The sequence below is a fragment of the Spirosoma luteolum genome, assembly GCF_054778875.1.
The window spans coordinates 480,421-497,876 of sequence record NZ_BAAGZE010000006.1; the positions used below are offsets into that span (position 1 = coordinate 480,421).

Below are 17,456 nucleotides of genomic sequence, written 5' to 3' on the forward strand. Positions count from 1 at the left end.
CAGCCTGTTCAACCCGCTTACGTCCAGACCACTCGGTTGCCGGTCGGCAGCGATCAGCGGGGTATCCGCTTTCTGGCCCCTGCCATCTCCGGCAACACGGTATTGCCAGCCCCTGCCCGATCAACGCCTGTTTCCCGCTATGTAACCGACTTAATGCCTGAACCGCTATGCCTTCACCGACCCGTTCCTATGCCGATGAACACCACCGCAGCCTGACCGATCCGGCGGGCTTCTGGGCCGATCAACGGCACCGCATTCCGTGGTACGCGGTGCCGACCCAAATCCTGTCGACCGACGACGAGGGACTTACCCGCTGGTTTGCCGACGGGCTGCTGAACACCTGCTATGCTGCCCTCGATTACCATGCCGACAACGGCCGGGGCGATCAGCCGGCGCTTTTCTACGACTCGCCCGTTACCGGCGCGAAGCAAACATTCACCTACAGTCAGTTGCGCCAGCAGGTTGCACAGCTGGCCGGTGCCCTGCGGGCTGCGGGCGTAACCGCGGGCGATACGGTAGTCATTTATATGCCCATGGTACCCGAAACGGCCATGGCGATGCTGGCCTGTGCCCGCATCGGCGCTGTACATTCGGTGGTATTCGGCGGCTTTGCTCCCCGCGAGCTCGCCATCCGCATCGACGATGCCCGGCCGAAGCTGATCCTGTCGGCGTCGTGCGGCATCGAATTCGACCGGGTAATTCCTTACAAACCCCTGCTCGATGAGGCTCTCGCGCTGGCCACCCACCGCCCCGCCGGCACGCTGATTTTGCAACGGCCCCAGTGTACGGCCGTCCTGCAGCCCGGCTTCGACCACGACTGGCAAGCCACCGTTGCGATGGCCCAGCCCGCCGACTGTGTACCCGTGCGGGCCACCGATCCGCTCTACATTCTCTACACCTCGGGCACCACCGGCAAGCCCAAAGGCATTGTCCGCGACAACGGGGGGCATGCCGTGGCCCTGGCCTACAGCATGGAAACGGTGTTCGATCTGGCCCCCGGCGACGTTCTGTTTACGGGCTCCGACTTTGGCTGGGCTGTAGGCCACAGCTACTCGGTCTACGGCCCCCTGCTGCGGGGCTGCACGTCGGTTATTCTGGAGGGCAAGCCCGTGCGCACGCCCGACGCGGGTACGTTCTGGCGACTCATCGACGACTACCGCGTCAAGGTGTTGTTTACGGCCCCGACCGCCTTTCGGGCTATCCGCAAGGAAGACCCTGAAGCGGCCCTGCGCCTGCCCTATGACCGGTCGTCGCTGCGGTATGTTTTCGTGGCCGGCGAACGCTGCGACCCCGCCACGCTTCACTGGCTCGAACAGGTGACGGGGGTGCCCGTGATCGACAATTGGTGGCAGACCGAATCGGGCTGGCCCATGCTGGCCAATCCGGTCGGTATCGAGCGGCAACCCGTAAAAGCCGGCTCGGCTACCTGGCCCATGGCGGGCTACGACCTCCGGATTCTCGACGAAGATGGCTATCCGCTCAGCGCAAACCAGACCGGGCTGGTCTGCCTGAAACTACCCCTGCCCCCGGGCTGCCTCCCCACACTCTGGCACGATACGCCCCGCTTTCGGGAAGCGTACCTGAATCAGTTTCCGGGCTACTACGTCTCGGGCGACGGCGGCTACATCGACAAGGACGGCTACGTGTTTATTATGGGGCGAGTCGATGATGTGATCAACGTGGCGGGTCACCGACTGTCGACTGGCGAGATGGAAGAACTCGTTGGGGCGCACCCGGCCGTGGCCGAATGCGCCGTGGTGGGTATCGCCTGCGAGCTGCGCGGGCAGCGCCCCGTCGGGCTGGTGGTACTCAAAGACGGACAGTCGATCGAACGCCGGGCGCTGGCGCAGGAACTGGTCGATCTGATCCGGAGCCGGATCGGGGCCATCGCCTGTTTCCAGCAGGCCATTCCGGTCCGGCGGCTGCCCAAAACCCGCTCGGGCAAAATTCTGCGCAAAACCATCCGGCAGCTGGCCGATGGCGAGCCGTTCAGCATGCCCCCCACGATCGACGACCCGGCTATTCTCGACGAAATACGAACCGAGCTGCAAACCGCCCGCATTGGGCTGGCGTTTAACGCCTGAGCCTGTCTGAAGCCGGTCGGCAAACTTTGCCCGCACCAAACGGGTCAGTTTTCCGACCACTGCTTTACCTTAGTGGCTCAATACAATAGTTCCTTCGTTACCTCATACCCTCATGCGTATCCGAACCTTTGACGAATATCAGGCCGCCTACCAGCAAAGCGTTACTGATCCTGAAGCGTTCTGGGCCGAAATAGCCCAGCATTTTCAATGGCGAAAACCCTGGACCAAAACGCTACAGTGGAATTTTGACGAGCCCATGATAAAATGGTTTGTGGGCGGCAAACTCAACATTACCGAAAACTGCCTCGACCGGCACCTGGCCGACAAAGGGGATAAACCAGCCATTATCTGGGAGCCCAACGACCCCAACGAAGCCGGGGTTACGCTTACCTACCGCATGCTGCACGATCAGGTATGCCGGTTTGCCAACGTACTGAAGCGGAACGGCGTCGTGAAGGGTGACCGGGTCTGTATATACATGCCCATGGTGCCCGAACTGGCCATTGCCGTGCTGGCCTGCGCCCGCATCGGCGCCGTACACTCGGTAGTGTTTGGTGGTTTTTCGGCCCAGAGCATTGCCGACCGCATCAACGACGCCCAGTGCAAGCTCATTATCACCGCCGACGGGGCCTACCGCGGCAACAAGGAAATTACCCTTAAAAACACCGTCGACGACGCCCTGATGGGCTGCCCCAGCGTGGAGCGCGTGATTGTGCTGACCCGCACCCGCACCCCGGTATCGATGCTGAAAGGCCGCGACGTGTGGTGGGAACAGGAACTGAAACAGGTAACGGCCGACTGCCCCGCCGAGGAGATGGATGCCGAAGATATGCTCTTCATTCTGTACACCTCCGGCTCGACGGGCAAGCCCAAAGGCGTGGTGCACACCTGCGGGGGCTACATGGTCTACGCTGCCTACACCTTCCAGAACGTGTTTCAGTACGAAGCCGACGGTCCGACGGGTCAGCAGGTGCATTTCTGCACCGCCGACATCGGCTGGATCACGGGTCACAGCTACATCGTATATGGTCCGCTGGCCTGCGGTGGCACCACACTCATCTTCGAAGGCACACCCACCTACCCCGACGCGGGCCGTTTCTGGGATATCGTCGACAAACACCAGGTCAACATCCTGTACACGGCTCCTACAGCCATCCGGTCGCTGATGGGCTTTGGCCTCGATTACGTAACCAAATACGATCTGAGTTCACTGCAGGTGCTGGGCTCGGTGGGCGAACCCATCAACGCCGAAGCGTGGCACTGGTACGATGATAACATCGGCAAAAACAAGTGTCCCATCGTCGATACATGGTGGCAGACCGAAACGGGCGGCATTCTGATTTCGCCCCTGGCCGGCATCACCAAAACCAAACCCGCCTTTGCTACCCTGCCCCTGCCGGGTGTGCAGCCGCTGCTCGTCGATGAGTCGGGGCAGCCGATCGAAGGCAACGGTGTCAGCGGCAACCTGTGCATCAAATTCCCGTGGCCGGGTATGCTCCGCACCACCTACGGCGATCACGAGCGCTGCCGCCAGACTTACTTCTCGACCTACCCCGGGCTGTACTTTACCGGCGACGGCTGTATGCGCGATGAAGACGGTTACTACCGCATTACGGGCCGCGTCGACGACGTGCTGAATGTGTCGGGCCACCGCATTGGTACCGCCGAGGTCGAAAATGCCATCAACATGCACACCGGCGTGGTCGAAAGTGCCGTGGTGGGCTACCCCCACGACATCAAAGGGCAGGGCATTTACGCGTACGTCATCACCGATCAGGTGCCCTCGGCCCACGATGCCGAACTGACCAAACGCGATATTCTGGCCACCGTAAGCCGCGTGATCGGGCCCATTGCCAAACCCGACAAAATCCAGTTTGTAACGGGGCTGCCCAAAACCCGCTCGGGCAAAATCATGCGCCGGATTCTGCGCAAGATTGCCGAGGGCGATACGAGCAACCTTGGCGATACCTCGACCCTGCTCGACCCGATCGTAGTCGATGACATCAAAGCGGGCGTGATCTAAGCCGTACCGCCACCTGACTGGCCGTGGCGCTCCGTACCGATTCGGGGCGCCACGTTTTTTTGCCTCCCACCGCATTCGACCCTATGCTGATTGTGGACTATTCACCCAACTGGCCCCGCGCCTTTGTCGCCATCCAGACGGTGCTGGCCACCGCCCTGACCCACATCGACCTACGGATTGAACACGTCGGCAGCACGGCCGTGGCGGGGCTGGCCGCCAAACCCATCATCGATATCGATCTGCTGCTTGGCCCCAGCGTCGATCTCTCTACCGTAGCCGACCGCCTGGCCCCGCTCGGCTACGTACACGTGGGCGACCAGGGCATTCCGGGCCGGGCCGTGTTCAGGCGCCCGCCCGGGCCCACTCCGCACCCGATTCTCGATACAATTCCCCATCACCTCTACGCCGGCCCCACCAACAGCCCCGAACTGAACCGGCATCTGCTGTTTCGGGATTACCTGCGCCAGCACCCGGCCGACTGCCGGGCCTATGCCCGGTTGAAACGCGATCTGGCCGAGCGGGCGGGTCAAGACCGCAAACGCTATGCGGCCCTGAAAGAGCAGGAAGCCAGAGCCTTTGTCGAAACCACGCTGGCTAACGCCCGCGACGGCCTGTAGTTCATACCCCGGCTTCGTACCAAACCAGTACCCCACCCGCATGGGCAAGCCTTTTTTTTAATACAACCGACTCAATAAGGCCGATTTGGTGTTGTGGACCCGGAAGCCATCCGCTTCAGCATACCACCTTCCTCACTATGCAACTCCTCTACAGTTACCTGCGCCGATACTGGGGCCTGTTGGCGCTGGCCCTCTTGCTGGCGGCCATCAACCAGATTTTCTCACTCCTCGACCCCTACATCTTCCGCAAGATTATCGACCAGTACGTGGTCAAACCGGGCGGATCACTGCGACCCCTCAGCTTCTGGAGTTTCCTGAAAAACGGGGCTGGCCTGCTGATTCTGCAGGCACTCGGCGTGGCCATGGTCAGCCGGATTGCCAAGAATTTTCAGGATTACTACGTCAACGTCATCACGCAGCGGCTCGGCGCGCAGCTCTACACCGATGGCCTGCGCCACTCCCTCGACCTGCCCTACCAGGTTTTCGAGGACCAGCGCTCGGGCGAAACGCTTGGTAAACTTCAGAAAGTCCGGTCGGATGTTGAGAAGCTTATCCAGTCGTTCGTCAACGTGCTGTTTACATCGGTGGTCGGTATCGTGTTTGTGATGTGGTATGCCGCCACGGTGTACTGGCCCATCGCACCCGCTTATTTTCTGACCATTCCGCTGCTGGGTGTAGTGAGTTCGCTGCTCAGTAAAAAAATCAAGACGGTGCAGCAGACGATCGTGGCCGAAACCACGGCGCTGGCCGGCTCTACCACCGAGAGCCTGCGCAACATCGAACTGGTAAAAAGCCTGGGACTGGCGCAGCAGGAGACCGAGCGGCTCAACGCCACCACCGGCAAGATCCTGAAGCTCGAACTGAAGAAAGTGCGCTACATCCGGTCGCTGTCATTTGTACAGGGTACGTTCGTCAACCTGCTGCGCAACGCCATTATGCTGCTCATGCTGTTTCTGGTGGTGCAGGGCCGTATTACGGTGGGTGAATTCTTCTCACTCTTTATCTATTCCTTCGCCATTTTCGGACCCCTGCAGGAACTGGGCAACATCATCAACATCTACCGCGAAACCGAAGCTTCGCTGGCCAACTTCCAGCAGATTCTGGACACCCCGCGCGATGTAAAGCCCGCCCATCCGCTGCCTGTCGGAACGCTCCAAACGCTGGCTTTCGAAGCGGTTCATTTCAAACACCTCACGGCCGAAACACCCGCCCTCGATGGCATCTCATTTCGGGCCCGCGTGGGCGAAACCATTGCCTTCGTAGGACCCAGTGGGTCGGGCAAGACCACCCTCGTCAAATTACTGGTCGGGCTTTACCGCCCCCTGAGCGGACAGATTCGCTACAACGGGATGGCCGGCGATGCGGTGAACCTCGACGAGCTGCGCGAACAGATCGGCTTCGTTACGCAGGATACGCAGTTGTTTGCGGGCAGCATTCGCGAAAATCTACGCTTTGTAGCGCCCAACGCTACCGATGCCGAATGCCTGACGGCGCTGCATCAGGCCGCGGCCGACTCACTGCTGGCGCGGGCACCCCAGGGGCTCGACACCGTCATTGGCGAAGGTGGCGTGAAAGTTTCGGGGGGCGAGAAACAGCGGCTGAGCATTGCCCGGGCGCTGCTGCGTAAGCCCAGCCTGCTCGTTTTCGACGAAGCCACTTCGGCCCTCGACTCGCTCACGGAGGAAGAAATTTCGCGCACCGTGCGTGAGCTCTCCGGCTCGCATCAGCACATCACCATCCTGATCGCCCACCGGCTTAGCACCATTCTGCACGCCGACCGTATTTTCGTGCTCGAGCAGGGTCACGTGGCTGAATCGGGCCGACACGATGAGCTGATTGCCCAGAAGGGGCTTTACTACGCCATGTGGCGGCAGCAGATTGGCGAACGGCAGGTTCGCTGATCCAGTAAATGCTTCTTAAACAGACGGCCGCCCGCTAACCCCAACTGGGTCTGGCGGGCGGCCGTTCGATGAATACGGTTGTAGGGTATGCCCAATTGGGCTTAATTCAGCGGGAGGTAAGACAGATCGAGGCCGCTGATTTGGGGTCTCGACCGTACTGTAACGCTGCTCTGCCGAAGGCTGCGCTGTGTCCAGTAGGGCTCCAGATGCTGCAGCTCTTTGGAGAGATGAGTGACATTGAGCGATTTGGACAGGTAGGCAGCACCGCCCAGCGCATAACAGCGCGACTTGTGCTCATCGTAGAGTGAGCCCGACAGCACCGCTACCGGAATAGCTTGGAAATCTTCGTCCTGCTTCAGTCGGCGCAGCAGTTCGAAACCGCTGAACAGGGGCATGTCCAGATCGAGGATGATCAGATCGGGAAGCCGGCCATCGAGCTGGTGGGTTAGCTGGATGAGCAGGTCGGAACCACTCTCGAACGCGCGAACCGCACAGCGTTCGTAGTGACTAGAAAAAACAGATTGTATCAGATAACGATCATCGTCATCATCATCGACAAGATATATCAGCGGATTTGACATCGTAATCAGTAAACCGTTTTTAAATAAAAAACTAAACTTCCTGCAGGCTTAAGGCAAAGATAATGCCGCTTGAATAACGTGACAAATGAACTTCGTTTAATAAAAACCGCAATTCTGTAAACTTAACGTTGCAACCAATCATATGTGCTTTCGAAAAACCCCGTTTGATACGTACAAATACTCAATACGTCCATTCACGGGAAATACTCATTCTTTTCAACAAGCGGCTCGCCACGACGATGTTATAGAACAAATTTACCAAACGGTAAGGCTATACGTGGAGGTAAGTTATCTGCTCAGCAGGATTTACGATATGGACCTGGTAATGGCGCGACTTTTGTAACCAGACAGTAACTGTTTCTTGGTTACTCACCCGTTTTTTTTACGCCGGCCCATCACTTTTTTTTGTCGGTCACCTCGTTCCCAGATTTGAGAATCGGGCGTCTACCGGATAGACGTCACCACTATCTGCCCGTTCATAAAGTGGCTGGTAAAGACGCCGGCTTTCGGAGCATGCCTGAGCAGCCTGACTACGTCTTACGCTTTTTTTTGCGGGCCGACGGGAAGAGTACATTATTGAGGATAAGCCGATAGCCCGGCGAGTGCGGGTGCAGGTTCAGATCGGTTGGGGTTCGGAAACCACCGCCCCCCCGGATCCCCTCGGGATCGTGCCCGCCGTAGAATGTCCACTGCCCTTTTCCCACTTCCCCATAGATGTAGCGGTCGGAGCTTTTGCTTTCGCCCATCACGAGCGTACTGGGCTTGACGGCCGTTTTGCGGAAAGCAGTCGTCTGCCCGAAAAACTCCTTGATGATCGACTCGTGGTTCTGCGTCAGCATGGCCGGAATAACATCCCACTTGGCCGAAAAATTGAACAGCTCGAAAAAGCCCCCGGGGCTGTCGTAACCCCGCAGACCAGCCGAGTTGATATCGGAAAAGGAGGAAAAACCCCGGTAGCCATTGTCGCCATCGAGGGTAAAGTTCTCGAAGGCCAGGCACTTGCCAAAATCGAGTTTCTGCTGCGCTCCCGCGTCGACTCCATCGCCGTCGTAGGCACTACCCACAATATCGACTCCCTCGGCAGCCAGGGCGATGTCGAGCGTTTCGGCGCCCGAGCACATGGCAAACAGATAGCCACCGCCCGCGCAGAACCCCTTGATGGCCTTGGCCACGGCCAGTTTCATCTGCGACACTTTGGCAAACCCGTATTTGCGGGCAATGTCTTCCTGCGCCCGGATATCGGCCAGGGTCTGGCGGTGCAGGTTGCGGCCAAACTGCCCCGTAAAGTCTTCGTGGTGCAGGTGCAGCCAGTCGTATTTGGGCAGGTCGCCCTTCAGTATTTCTTCGTCGTACACAACCTCATACGGTATCTCGGCATAGGTCAGTACTAGCAGCACGGCATCGGTATTCTCGAACTCCGACGGGCTGACCTTGATGGGCGAATAAACAATGATCTTGGCCGCCTTCTGCAGCGTTACCACGTTCATATTCAGATCCGGGTCGGCAAGTTGCTGGCGCAGCGCGGCTGCCCGGCTGTCGGAGAGCGGCTCGAACGATACGCCCCGCACCCGGCATTCGGTTTCGACAGCAGCTGTCTGTTTCACCAGAAAGCTGCCGCCCCGGTAGTTGAGCAGCCAGTCGACATCCTGATCGGCTTTGAGCACACCATAGGCAATACCGTAGGCCTTGAGGTGGTTGGTTTGCCGCTCGTCCATCGGAATCAGAATCGACCCGGCACGGGCCAGCAGCGACCCGCCCAGCAACAACAGCAGTACGTAGTAATTCATCGGATACGAAACGAGAATCGGCGGAAGAAACGACTTCAGCGCAGGACGGCGGGCGGGGCAGGCAGCCGGCTGACTATCAGCCGACTGCCTTCGTACGAAAGATACCTATTCCAGTCGGTAAAAGCCAGCGTTTGGGCAGCGGGGTTTATCAATTGTTGCCCGGCCGGACGAAATCGGCTATAAGGGCAGCGCCGGCCCTCCTGTTACGCCCGGTGGTGTGTATCTTGCCGACTGCACCCTCACCCTGCCGCCCCCATGCTGATTCGTTTCGGTCACCTGTTTAGCCTGTTGTTGCTGCTGGGCAGTTGTTCGCGCCTGACAACGCCCTCCGCCCCCCCAACCGGCGCCGGACGCACTACGCCGGCCGACCTGGACCAGCCGGGCGTACCCGAACGACTGGCGCAGCAGCGCCGGCAGCAGGTCAGCGAGCTGACCTATGCGCTCTCGTTTGCCATCCCGGATACGAAGCAACAGCCCATTGCGGCTACCGAACAGCTGCAGTTTGTCTGGACCCAGTCGCGGTTACCATTGCTGCTCGATTTCAAGGAGCAGCCCGACCATCTGCAGTCGGTGACGGTCAACGGGAAAACAAGCCCGATCGTATTCCGCAACGAACACCTGCACATTGCGCCCGACCTGCTCCGGGCCGGACGCAACCAGATCGACATCCGGTTTACGGCCGGCGACCTGTCGCTCAACCGCAACGACGACTACCTCTACACACTGCTGGTGCCCGACCGCGCCCGCACCGTGTTTCCCTGCTTCGATCAGCCCGACCTGAAAGCGTCGGTGCAACTCACGCTGAGCCTGCCGGCCGACTGGCAGGCCCTGGGCAATGCCCCTCTGCTCGACTCAACCCGGGCCGATGAGCGCAAAACGCTCCGCTTTGCCGCGTCTGAACGCATCCCGACCTACCTGTTTTCGTTTGTAGCGGGTCGGTTCACGGCGGTTCGGCAAACGGCGGGTGGCCGGGCTATGACGCTGCTGCACCGCGAAACGGATCCCGTAAAACTGCGGCTCAGCCTCGACTCGGTGTTTTCGCTCCACGCCCGATCGCTCCGGTTTATGGAGGAGTACACCCAGCGCCCCTACCCCTTCGCCAAATTCGACGTGGCGGCCATTCCCGATTTTCAGTACGGCGGCATGGAACACGTAGGCGCCATCGATTATAAAGCATCGGCCCTGTTTCTCGACAACGGGGCCACCCGCGATCAGGTGCTGGCCCGGGCCTCGGTCATTGCCCACGAAACAGCCCACATGTGGTTTGGCGACCTGGTCACGATGCGGTGGTTCAACGATGTGTGGCTGAAAGAAGTGTTTGCCAACTTCATGGCCGATAAGATTACGGCCCGGGTTATGCCCGAAGTCAACAACGACCTGAAGTTTGTGATCGATCACGTACCGGCCGCCTACGCTGTCGACCGCACCGAAGGCGCTAACCCCATTGGCCAGCCGCTGGCCAATTTGCAGGAGGCCGGCTCGCTCTACGGCGGCATCATCTACCACAAAGCACCCATTATGATGCGCCAGCTCGAAACGCTGATGGGCCCCGACAACCTGCGCGACGGCCTGCGCGATTACATCCGCACCTATGCGTTCGGTAATGCCACCTGGGCCGATCTGATTACGCTGCTCGACGCCCGCACGCCAACCGATCTGCTGGCCTGGAACCGGGTGTGGGTCGAGCAGACGGGGCGCCCCGTTGTCCAGTTTCAGCTTACCCCCCGGCAAGGCCGGATCGGGCAGCTCACGGTAGCGCAGCGGGGCGAGGATGGTTCCGACCGGGTATGGCCTCAGACCTTCACGGTGGCGCTGGTCTATGCCGACCGGGTCGAGACCCTGCCGGTCAGCCTGACGGGGGCCAGCACCACGGTGCCCGAAGCTGCGGGCAAGCCCCTGCCGCAGGGTGTGGTGCTCAATGCCGACGGACAGGGCTACGGCCGCTTTGCCATCGATCCGCCCATGCTGACGGCCCTCCAGCGCCTGTCCAGCCCGGTTATGCGGGCGGCTGCCTACATCAACCTGTACGAAACGATGCTGGCCGATGCGGGCGTGCGCCCCACACGGCTGGCCGGTGCGCTGCAGCCCCTGCTGCTCACCGAACCCGACGAATTGAATCTGCGGCTGCTGAGCGGGCAACTGTCGGACATTGTCTGGAATCTGACCCGGCCCGATACCCGGCCCGCCCTGGCGTCGGCCCTGGCCCAGACGGCCTGGCAGGCCATGGAACAGGCCAAAACACCCGGCAGCCGAAAAGTGCTGTTTCGGCTGTACCAGTCCGTCGCCTACAGCGCCGAGGCTCAGCAACGGCTCTATACCATCTGGAACACCCAGCAGCCGCCCCCGGGCGTTACCCTTACCGAAGACGACTACACAGCGCTGGCGCTGGCCCTGGCCGTACGCGACTATCCGGCCGATAGCCTGCTGAACCGGCAGCTCGCCCGCATCAAAAATACCGATCGCCGGCAACGCCTGCAGTTTATGATGCCAGCGCTCTCGGGCAACGTGGCCGACCGCGACGCTTTTTTTGCTTCGCTGGCCACCGAGGCTAACCGCGAACACGAAGCCTGGGTGACAGCTGCGCTGGGCTATCTGCACCATCCTCTCCGCGCTGAAACGTCGGTGCGCTACCTGCCTAAAAGTCTCGATCTGCTCGAAACCATCCAGCAGACCGGCGACATTTTCTTTCCTGAGTCCTGGCTGCGGGCAACACTCTCGACATATCAGACCCCCGAGGTGGTTGCGCTGGTGCGGAAATTCCTGGCCGACCGGCCCGAATACAACGCCCGCCTGAAAGCCAAACTGTTACAGGCTGCCGATGGCCCCATCCGGGCCAGCCGCCTGCTCTATGGCACCCGACACTAGCAGCCAGCCGGCCCGGTTTATTCCATAAAAAAAGCCGCCGACCCGTGGGTCGGCGGCCTGTTCAGCGCCCGTTTCGTGGCACTGACGTTTATTCGTTGTTACCCGCGGCAGCGGCTTCGATAGCAGCCTGTGCTTCCAGCGCTTCAATGGCAGACCGGTTCTTCTCGGCATACTCGTCGCGCTGCTGTTCGAAGTGGGTGAAAATGTTCGTAACGGCATCGACGTTTTCGGCTACTTTGCCGTGCATCTCGCCCAGGTTTTTCTCCAGAAACGAATCGTTCAGACCGTTCATGTTATCGACCTCAATTTTGCCGATTTTCTCGATCAGTGCGGTCTGGCTGTTTTGCAAATCTTCAAGCTCACGAACAATCTTGTTCATCAGCTCAAACTTCTGTAGTTTATCCATGATTAATTGGTTTCCCGTAAATGACTACTGTATTAACCACGGCAGCAGATAAAGGTTTTACCGGACAGCGGTTGGCGAACGCCCTAACGCATTCCATGGCCAATCACTGGTGACAAGCACCAGCCGACTCATCACCAATAACTATAGCCTTATCGATTAAATCAATTTGATCTATAAGCCATTTTCCGGTAATCTTGCAAACTGGCCGACAGGCAAAACCGTGCCCCTACAGCATCATCACTCAGCTCTGAATTCAGTACCTATATGGAAAATCAACCCCAGAAATTAACGACGGCCTCCGGAGCCCCGTACTTCGAGAACGAAAACTCGCAGTCGGTTGGCCCCCGCGGTCCGCTGCTGCTGCAGGATTATATTCTGCATGAGAAGATGGCCCACTTCAACCGGGAGCGGATTCCGGAACGGGTTGTTCACGCCAAAGGATCGGGGGCTTTCGGTACGCTGACGGTAACCAACGACATCACTCAGTACACCCGTGCCAAACTGTTCAGCGAGGTAGGCAAGCAAACCCCGCTTTTTCTGCGCTTCTCAACCGTGGGGGGCGAGAAAGGCTCGGCCGATACCGAACGCGACCCCCGCGGCTTTGCCCTGAAATTCTATACCGAAGACGGCAACTGGGATCTGGTGGGCAACAACACCCCCGTGTTCTTTGTGAAAGACCCCAAGAAATTCAGCGACTTTATTCATACCCAGAAACGCGACCCCTACACCAACATGAAGTCGGCCACGATGCAGTGGGACTACTGGTGCCTTAATCCGGAGTCGCTGCACCAGGTTATGATTCTGATGTCGGACCGGGGTACGCCCGATGGCTACCGGCACATGAACGGTTACGGGTCGCATACGTTTTCGATGATCAATGCCAACAACGAGCGGGTCTGGGTGAAATTCCACTTCAAGACCCTGCAGGGCATCAAAAACTTCACCGACGAAGAAGCGGGCGCCATGCGCGGTCATAACCCCGACTACGCGCAGGCCGATCTGCTGAAAGCAATCGACAAGGGCGACTTCCCGCAGTGGGCCATGAAGATTCAGGTGATGACCGACGAACAGGCCAAAACCTACAAATGGAATCCCTTCGATCTGACCAAGGTATGGCCCCATGCCGACTTCCCCCTGATCGACGTAGGGGTGATTGAGTTGAACCGCAACCCCGACAACTATTTTCAGGATGTGGAGCAGGCGGCTTTCGCGCCGGCGCACATTGTCGATGGCATCAGCTATTCGCCCGACAAGATGCTGCAGGGCCGGCTGCTGTCGTATCCCGATGCGCAGCGCTACCGGCTGGGCGCCAACTATGAGCAGATTCCCGTCAACCGCTGTCCTTTTGCGGTCAGTAACTACCAGCGCGACGGGCAAATGCGGGTCGATGGCAACGGCGGGCGCAACCCCAACTACTTCCCCAACAGCTTCGATAACATCCGGCCCGATCCGGCCTATGCCCAGCCGGGCTGGGAATTGGAAGACTCGCTGGCGGGCTGGTTCGACCGGAATGCGGAAGGCGAAAACGATCACTACACCCAGCCGGGAAACCTGTTCCGGCTGATGAGTCCCGAGCAGAAGCGTAACCTGGTCAAAAACATCGTGCATTCGATGAACGGGATCGAAGGGCCCAGGCGTGAAGATATCATCTACCGCCAGCTGTGCCACTGGTTCCGCGCCGATGTATCGCTCGGCATGGGCGTTGCGCAGGGGCTCGGCCTGAACATGGCCGCCATGCAGAACGCCATGTCTCATTTTGCCTGAGCCAGCCGCAGCGGGCTACTCTATACAAAGCGCCGGACCCGTGGGTTCGGCGCTTTTGTTTGGTTGCCGGGGTCCTATCTTCGCAAGAATCGGGTTTCACGACCAGCCCTGTCGATCGAACTTTGTGCCGATTTCAACCCGTACAAGCATGACAAGCAGCGCGCATACCTACCAGCAGATGGCTCAGGCCATCGACTACCTGGCCACCACGTACCGGGAGCGGCCGACGCTGGCTCAGGTGGCCCGGCAGGCCAATCTGAGCGAATTTCATTTTCAGCGTTTATTCACCGAGTGGGCTGGTATCAGTCCCAAAAAATTCAGTCAGTACCTTACCCTCGACTACGCCCGGCAGCAGCTACGGACGGGCGCCCCGCTGGCCGATGTCGCCTACGATGCCGGTCTGTCGGGTACGGGGCGGCTGCACGATCTGTTCGTCCGGATGGAGGGCATGACACCCGGCCAGTACCGGCAGGCCGGCGCGGGCATGGTGCTGCAGTATGGCACATACGACAGTCCGTTCGGCCCCTACCTGCTGGGCCTGATCGGGGGGAGTGTGGCCCTGCTGCATTTCCGAATGCCCGATGACGACCCCGATCCGGTTATCGTACAGCGGGCCTGGCCCAACGCCACGCTTCGGCACGATCCGGCAGCCGGGCAGCCGATTGCCGACCAGATTTTTCCGGTCGATCGACTGGTCGACGGTGTTCGTCAGCCCCTGTCGGTACTGCTGCGCGGATCGGCGTTTCAGCTGGCCGTGTGGGAAGCCCTGCTTCGCATTCCGGAAGGCCGGCTGGCCAGTTACGATCAGCTTGCCACGGCCATCGGCCAACCCGGAGCCGTGCGGGCCGTAGGTACGGCGCTGGGCCACAATCCGGTCGGCTACCTGATTCCCTGTCACCGGGTTATTCGCAAAACGGGCCTCGTTGGCGGCTACCGCTGGGGCGTCGTCCGCAAGCAGGCGCTGCTGGGCTGGGAAGCGGCCCGGCACTGATCCACACCCACCGCCTAATCGGATCACAACACCTATGGCTTACCCCCTCGAACACCACGACGTTTATGTAAACGACCCCATGCTCGGCTCGGTGCGCCTGCACGTGGTTCAGGCTGGCCCGACGGATGGTCCGCTACTGGTACTGCTCCACGGCTTTCCGGATTTCTGGTACGGCTGGCACCGGCAGATCGGGCCGCTGGCCGACGCGGGCTACCGGGTCTGGGTACCTGATGGGCGGGGGTATAACCGGAGCGACAAACCCGCCGGTATCGAACCGTACCGCATAGATCAACTCGCAGCCGATGTGCTGGGTCTCCTCGAGGCAGCCGGCCGGCAACGGGCGGTGGTAGTCGGTCACGACTGGGGAGCGGCCGTGGCGTGGTGGCTGGCCCTCACTCGGCCCGATCGTATCGAGCGGCTGGTTGTGCTCAACGTACCTCACCCCTACGTATTCGGGCGATTTGCCAGCACCCGCCCCGCCCAGATGCTGCGGAGCTGGTACATCGCGTTCTTTCAGCTGCCCCGGCTTCCCGAGTGGTTGCTGGAACGGGGGCGGTGCCGGCCCCTGGTGCAACTATTGCGCTGGAGCAGTCGGCCGGGCACCTTTGCCCGAACGGATCTGACCGCTTACCAGCAAGCCTGGTCGGGTTCGCTCCGGAGCATGATTGGCTGGTACCGGGCGGCCGTCCAGCGGCCACCCACCCGCCCTGCCAGTGGCCGGATTCGGGTGCCTACCCTGCTGATCTGGGGCGCCCGCGATGCCTTTTTGCTGCGCGATATGGCCCAGCCCAGCATCGACTACTGCGAACAGGGTCGGCTGGTATGGCTCGAAACGGCTACACACTGGGTTCAGCACGAAGAGCCCGAGCGCGTTACGGCCCTGATCCTGGCTGGCTAACCCACACTTCGGCGCAGGATCGCCACAGCCTGCTCCAGTTCGGCTTCATTGCTCGAGGCAAACCCCAGCCGGGTGCCGTTGAGCCGTTGCCCCGGTGGGTTGTGCCCGATGCCCGACGCCATGAAAAGGCCCGCCCGCCCGGCCCGTTCGGCCAGAGCTTCCATATCGAGGGCCGGATCGAACATGGCCCAGACCGCCAGCCCACCGGCTGGTTTCTGAAACTCGACGACCGACGGCAGGGCCGCGCCGAGCAGTGTACAGAACTGATCGCGCCGGGCAGCATAGGTGCGCAGGGCCTTGCGAAAATGGCGGGCCAGATCGCCGGATTTGAGCAGCTGCGCCACGGCAAACTCCAGCATCGGGTCGCCCTGCCGGTCGATGATGCGCCGAAGCCGGGCCAGTTCGTCAATCAGGTCGGCAGGGCCCACCACATACCCGATCCGAAAGGCGGGTGCAATCGACTTGGTCAGCGATCCGACGTAGACAACCATGCCGGCCCGGTCGGCACTGGCCAGGGGCAGAATGGGGCGACTCAGGTAATGAAAATCGTAGTCGTAATCGTCTTCCAGAATGGCAAAGCCGTACTGCTCGGCCAGTTGCAGGAGTTGCAGCCGGCGATCGGGCCGCAGCGTTACGGTGGTCGGGTAATGATGGTGGGGGGTTACGCACACGAGCCGAACGGGGCTATGCGCGCAGTACTCCGCCAGCGCAGCTACATCGAGGCCGTGCTGATCGACAGGAATCGACACAACCGTGGCACCGGCCTGGCGGGCATTCATGGTGGCGCCGGCCCAGTGCGTATCGCCCACTACCACCACATCGCCGGGACGCAGCAGCACCTGACAACTCAGATGCATACCCATAATGCTGCCCCGGGTAATCAGCACCTGTTCGGCGGTAGCGCGCAGGCCCCGCGTTTCGTTGAGATGCCGGGCCAGTTGCTCGCGCAGCAGCGGATGCCCTTTGGTATCGCCGTAGCCAAAGTGATGCTGCGGATTGCCCCACCGAAAGTAACTGCGGTAGGCCCGGCTCAGCGCATCGACCGGCGCCAGCCTCACATCCGGAAAACCATCGTCGAGACGTAGTCCGCCCGGACTGCTCAGCACGGGTCGGGTCAGGTGGGGCCGGGTGGTGAGGGCATAACCGGGCTGCCGGGCGGGATCCGACCCTGGCAGCATCGGGCCCAACCCCTGCGGCCGATGCCGGTCAATGGGCCCGGCCACAAAGGTACCACTGCCTGCCCGGCTCATGAGCCACCCCTGCGCCAGTCCCTCTTCGTAGGCCGCCACCACCGTTTGCCGGTGCAGCCCGAGCTGAGCGGCCAGCTGACGGCTGCCGGGCAGGCGCTGCCCCGCCACCAGCGTACCCGCCTGAATGTGCCGGGCCAGCTGATCGCTTAACTGGAGAAAGACGGGGGTAGCCGACGCCCGGTCGATGGTGAGCAGGGTGGTGGGAAAGGCCATAACCGGACTAGTGGTTTTCTGAAAACTGGTCGATCTGACTAGTCCGGCAAAGCACGACGTTTGGGGTATCAAACGC

General features: G+C 60.5%; 12 protein-coding genes. 8 read left to right on the top strand and 4 right to left on the bottom strand.

The window, feature by feature from the left end:
* Positions 1 to 167: 167 nt before the first annotated feature.
* The 4 genes from ACYVAC_RS12605 to ACYVAC_RS12620 all read left to right on the top strand — a co-directional run bounded on the left by ACYVAC_RS12605 (position 168) and on the right by ACYVAC_RS12620 (position 6,625).
* On the top strand, positions 168 to 2,084 hold the full coding sequence (locus ACYVAC_RS12605; RefSeq protein WP_461098041.1) for a propionyl-CoA synthetase: 1,917 nt from the start codon (positions 168 to 170) through the stop codon (positions 2,082 to 2,084).
* A 112-nt stretch (positions 2,085 to 2,196) separates the two neighbouring features.
* Positions 2,197 to 4,107, top strand: a complete 1,911-nt coding sequence (gene acs, locus ACYVAC_RS12610) for an acetate--CoA ligase (RefSeq protein ID WP_461098042.1) — start codon at positions 2,197 to 2,199, stop codon at positions 4,105 to 4,107.
* An 83-nt stretch (positions 4,108 to 4,190) separates the two neighbouring features.
* Entirely contained in the window at positions 4,191 to 4,724 is a 534-nt protein-coding gene (locus ACYVAC_RS12615) for a GrpB family protein (RefSeq protein ID WP_461098043.1), read from the top strand.
* A gap of 137 nt (positions 4,725 to 4,861) precedes the next feature.
* The gene (locus ACYVAC_RS12620) at positions 4,862 to 6,625 is read left to right on the top strand and encodes an ABC transporter ATP-binding protein (protein WP_461098044.1); all 1,764 of its coding nucleotides are present in this window, start codon (positions 4,862 to 4,864) and stop codon (positions 6,623 to 6,625) included.
* 101 nt (positions 6,626 to 6,726) lie between these two features.
* Here ACYVAC_RS12620 and ACYVAC_RS12625 read toward each other — a convergent pair whose 3' ends face one another.
* Complete coding sequence (locus ACYVAC_RS12625; protein WP_461098045.1) at positions 6,727 to 7,206, bottom strand: response regulator; 480 nt, start codon at positions 7,204 to 7,206, stop codon at positions 6,727 to 6,729.
* Between the two features lie 530 nt (positions 7,207 to 7,736).
* Positions 7,737 to 8,993, bottom strand: coding sequence for an asparagine synthetase B (locus tag ACYVAC_RS12630; RefSeq protein ID WP_461098046.1), 1,257 nt, complete (start codon positions 8,991 to 8,993; stop codon positions 7,737 to 7,739).
* 255 nt (positions 8,994 to 9,248) lie between these two features.
* Here ACYVAC_RS12630 and ACYVAC_RS12635 point away from each other — a divergent pair, with 255 nt between their 5' ends.
* Positions 9,249 to 11,858, top strand: a complete 2,610-nt coding sequence (locus tag ACYVAC_RS12635; protein WP_461098047.1) for a M1 family metallopeptidase — start codon at positions 9,249 to 9,251, stop codon at positions 11,856 to 11,858.
* Between the two features lie 88 nt (positions 11,859 to 11,946).
* Here ACYVAC_RS12635 and ACYVAC_RS12640 read toward each other — a convergent pair whose 3' ends face one another.
* Entirely contained in the window at positions 11,947 to 12,264 is a 318-nt protein-coding gene (locus tag ACYVAC_RS12640) for a hypothetical protein (RefSeq protein ID WP_461098048.1), read from the bottom strand.
* A gap of 264 nt (positions 12,265 to 12,528) precedes the next feature.
* Here ACYVAC_RS12640 and ACYVAC_RS12645 point away from each other — a divergent pair, with 264 nt between their 5' ends.
* The 3 genes from ACYVAC_RS12645 (at position 12,529) to ACYVAC_RS12655 (ending at position 15,917) form a co-directional block, all read left to right on the top strand.
* On the top strand, positions 12,529 to 14,028 hold the full coding sequence (locus tag ACYVAC_RS12645) for a catalase (RefSeq protein ID WP_461098049.1): 1,500 nt from the start codon (positions 12,529 to 12,531) through the stop codon (positions 14,026 to 14,028).
* Positions 14,029 to 14,176: 148 nt separating this feature from the next.
* Positions 14,177 to 15,019: a bifunctional transcriptional activator/DNA repair enzyme AdaA gene (locus ACYVAC_RS12650; RefSeq protein WP_461098050.1), complete on the top strand. Its 843-nt coding sequence runs from the start codon at positions 14,177 to 14,179 to the stop codon at positions 15,017 to 15,019.
* A 34-nt stretch (positions 15,020 to 15,053) separates the two neighbouring features.
* Positions 15,054 to 15,917, top strand: coding sequence for an alpha/beta fold hydrolase (locus ACYVAC_RS12655; protein ID WP_461098051.1), 864 nt, complete (start codon positions 15,054 to 15,056; stop codon positions 15,915 to 15,917).
* Here ACYVAC_RS12655 and ACYVAC_RS12660 read toward each other — a convergent pair.
* A complete protein-coding gene (locus ACYVAC_RS12660; RefSeq protein ID WP_461098052.1) occupies positions 15,914 to 17,380 on the bottom strand; it encodes an aminotransferase-like domain-containing protein in 1,467 nt (488 codons plus the stop codon). The two genes, ACYVAC_RS12655 and ACYVAC_RS12660, sit on opposite strands and share 4 nt — an antisense overlap.
* Positions 17,381 to 17,456 lie beyond the last annotated feature (76 nt).

Bases quoted from the DNA above. Each gene is read 5' to 3' on its own strand.
- ACYVAC_RS12630 (WP_461098046.1), bottom strand. From the start codon at position 8,993: ATGAATTACTACGTACTGCTGTTGTTGCTGGGCGGGTCGCTGCTGGCC.
- ACYVAC_RS12615 (WP_461098043.1), top strand. From the start codon at position 4,191: ATGCTGATTGTGGACTATTCACCCAACTGGCCCCGCGCCTTTGTCGCC.
- ACYVAC_RS12640 (WP_461098048.1), bottom strand. From the start codon at position 12,264: ATGGATAAACTACAGAAGTTTGAGCTGATGAACAAGATTGTTCGTGAG.
- ACYVAC_RS12645 (WP_461098049.1), top strand. From the start codon at position 12,529: ATGGAAAATCAACCCCAGAAATTAACGACGGCCTCCGGAGCCCCGTAC.
- ACYVAC_RS12655 (WP_461098051.1), top strand. From the start codon at position 15,054: ATGGCTTACCCCCTCGAACACCACGACGTTTATGTAAACGACCCCATG.
- acs (WP_461098042.1), top strand. From the start codon at position 2,197: ATGCGTATCCGAACCTTTGACGAATATCAGGCCGCCTACCAGCAAAGC.
- ACYVAC_RS12605 (WP_461098041.1), top strand. From the start codon at position 168: ATGCCTTCACCGACCCGTTCCTATGCCGATGAACACCACCGCAGCCTG.
- ACYVAC_RS12625 (WP_461098045.1), bottom strand. From the start codon at position 7,206: ATGTCAAATCCGCTGATATATCTTGTCGATGATGATGACGATGATCGT.
- ACYVAC_RS12660 (WP_461098052.1), bottom strand. From the start codon at position 17,380: ATGGCCTTTCCCACCACCCTGCTCACCATCGACCGGGCGTCGGCTACC.
- ACYVAC_RS12620 (WP_461098044.1), top strand. From the start codon at position 4,862: ATGCAACTCCTCTACAGTTACCTGCGCCGATACTGGGGCCTGTTGGCG.
- ACYVAC_RS12635 (WP_461098047.1), top strand. From the start codon at position 9,249: ATGCTGATTCGTTTCGGTCACCTGTTTAGCCTGTTGTTGCTGCTGGGC.
- ACYVAC_RS12650 (WP_461098050.1), top strand. From the start codon at position 14,177: ATGACAAGCAGCGCGCATACCTACCAGCAGATGGCTCAGGCCATCGAC.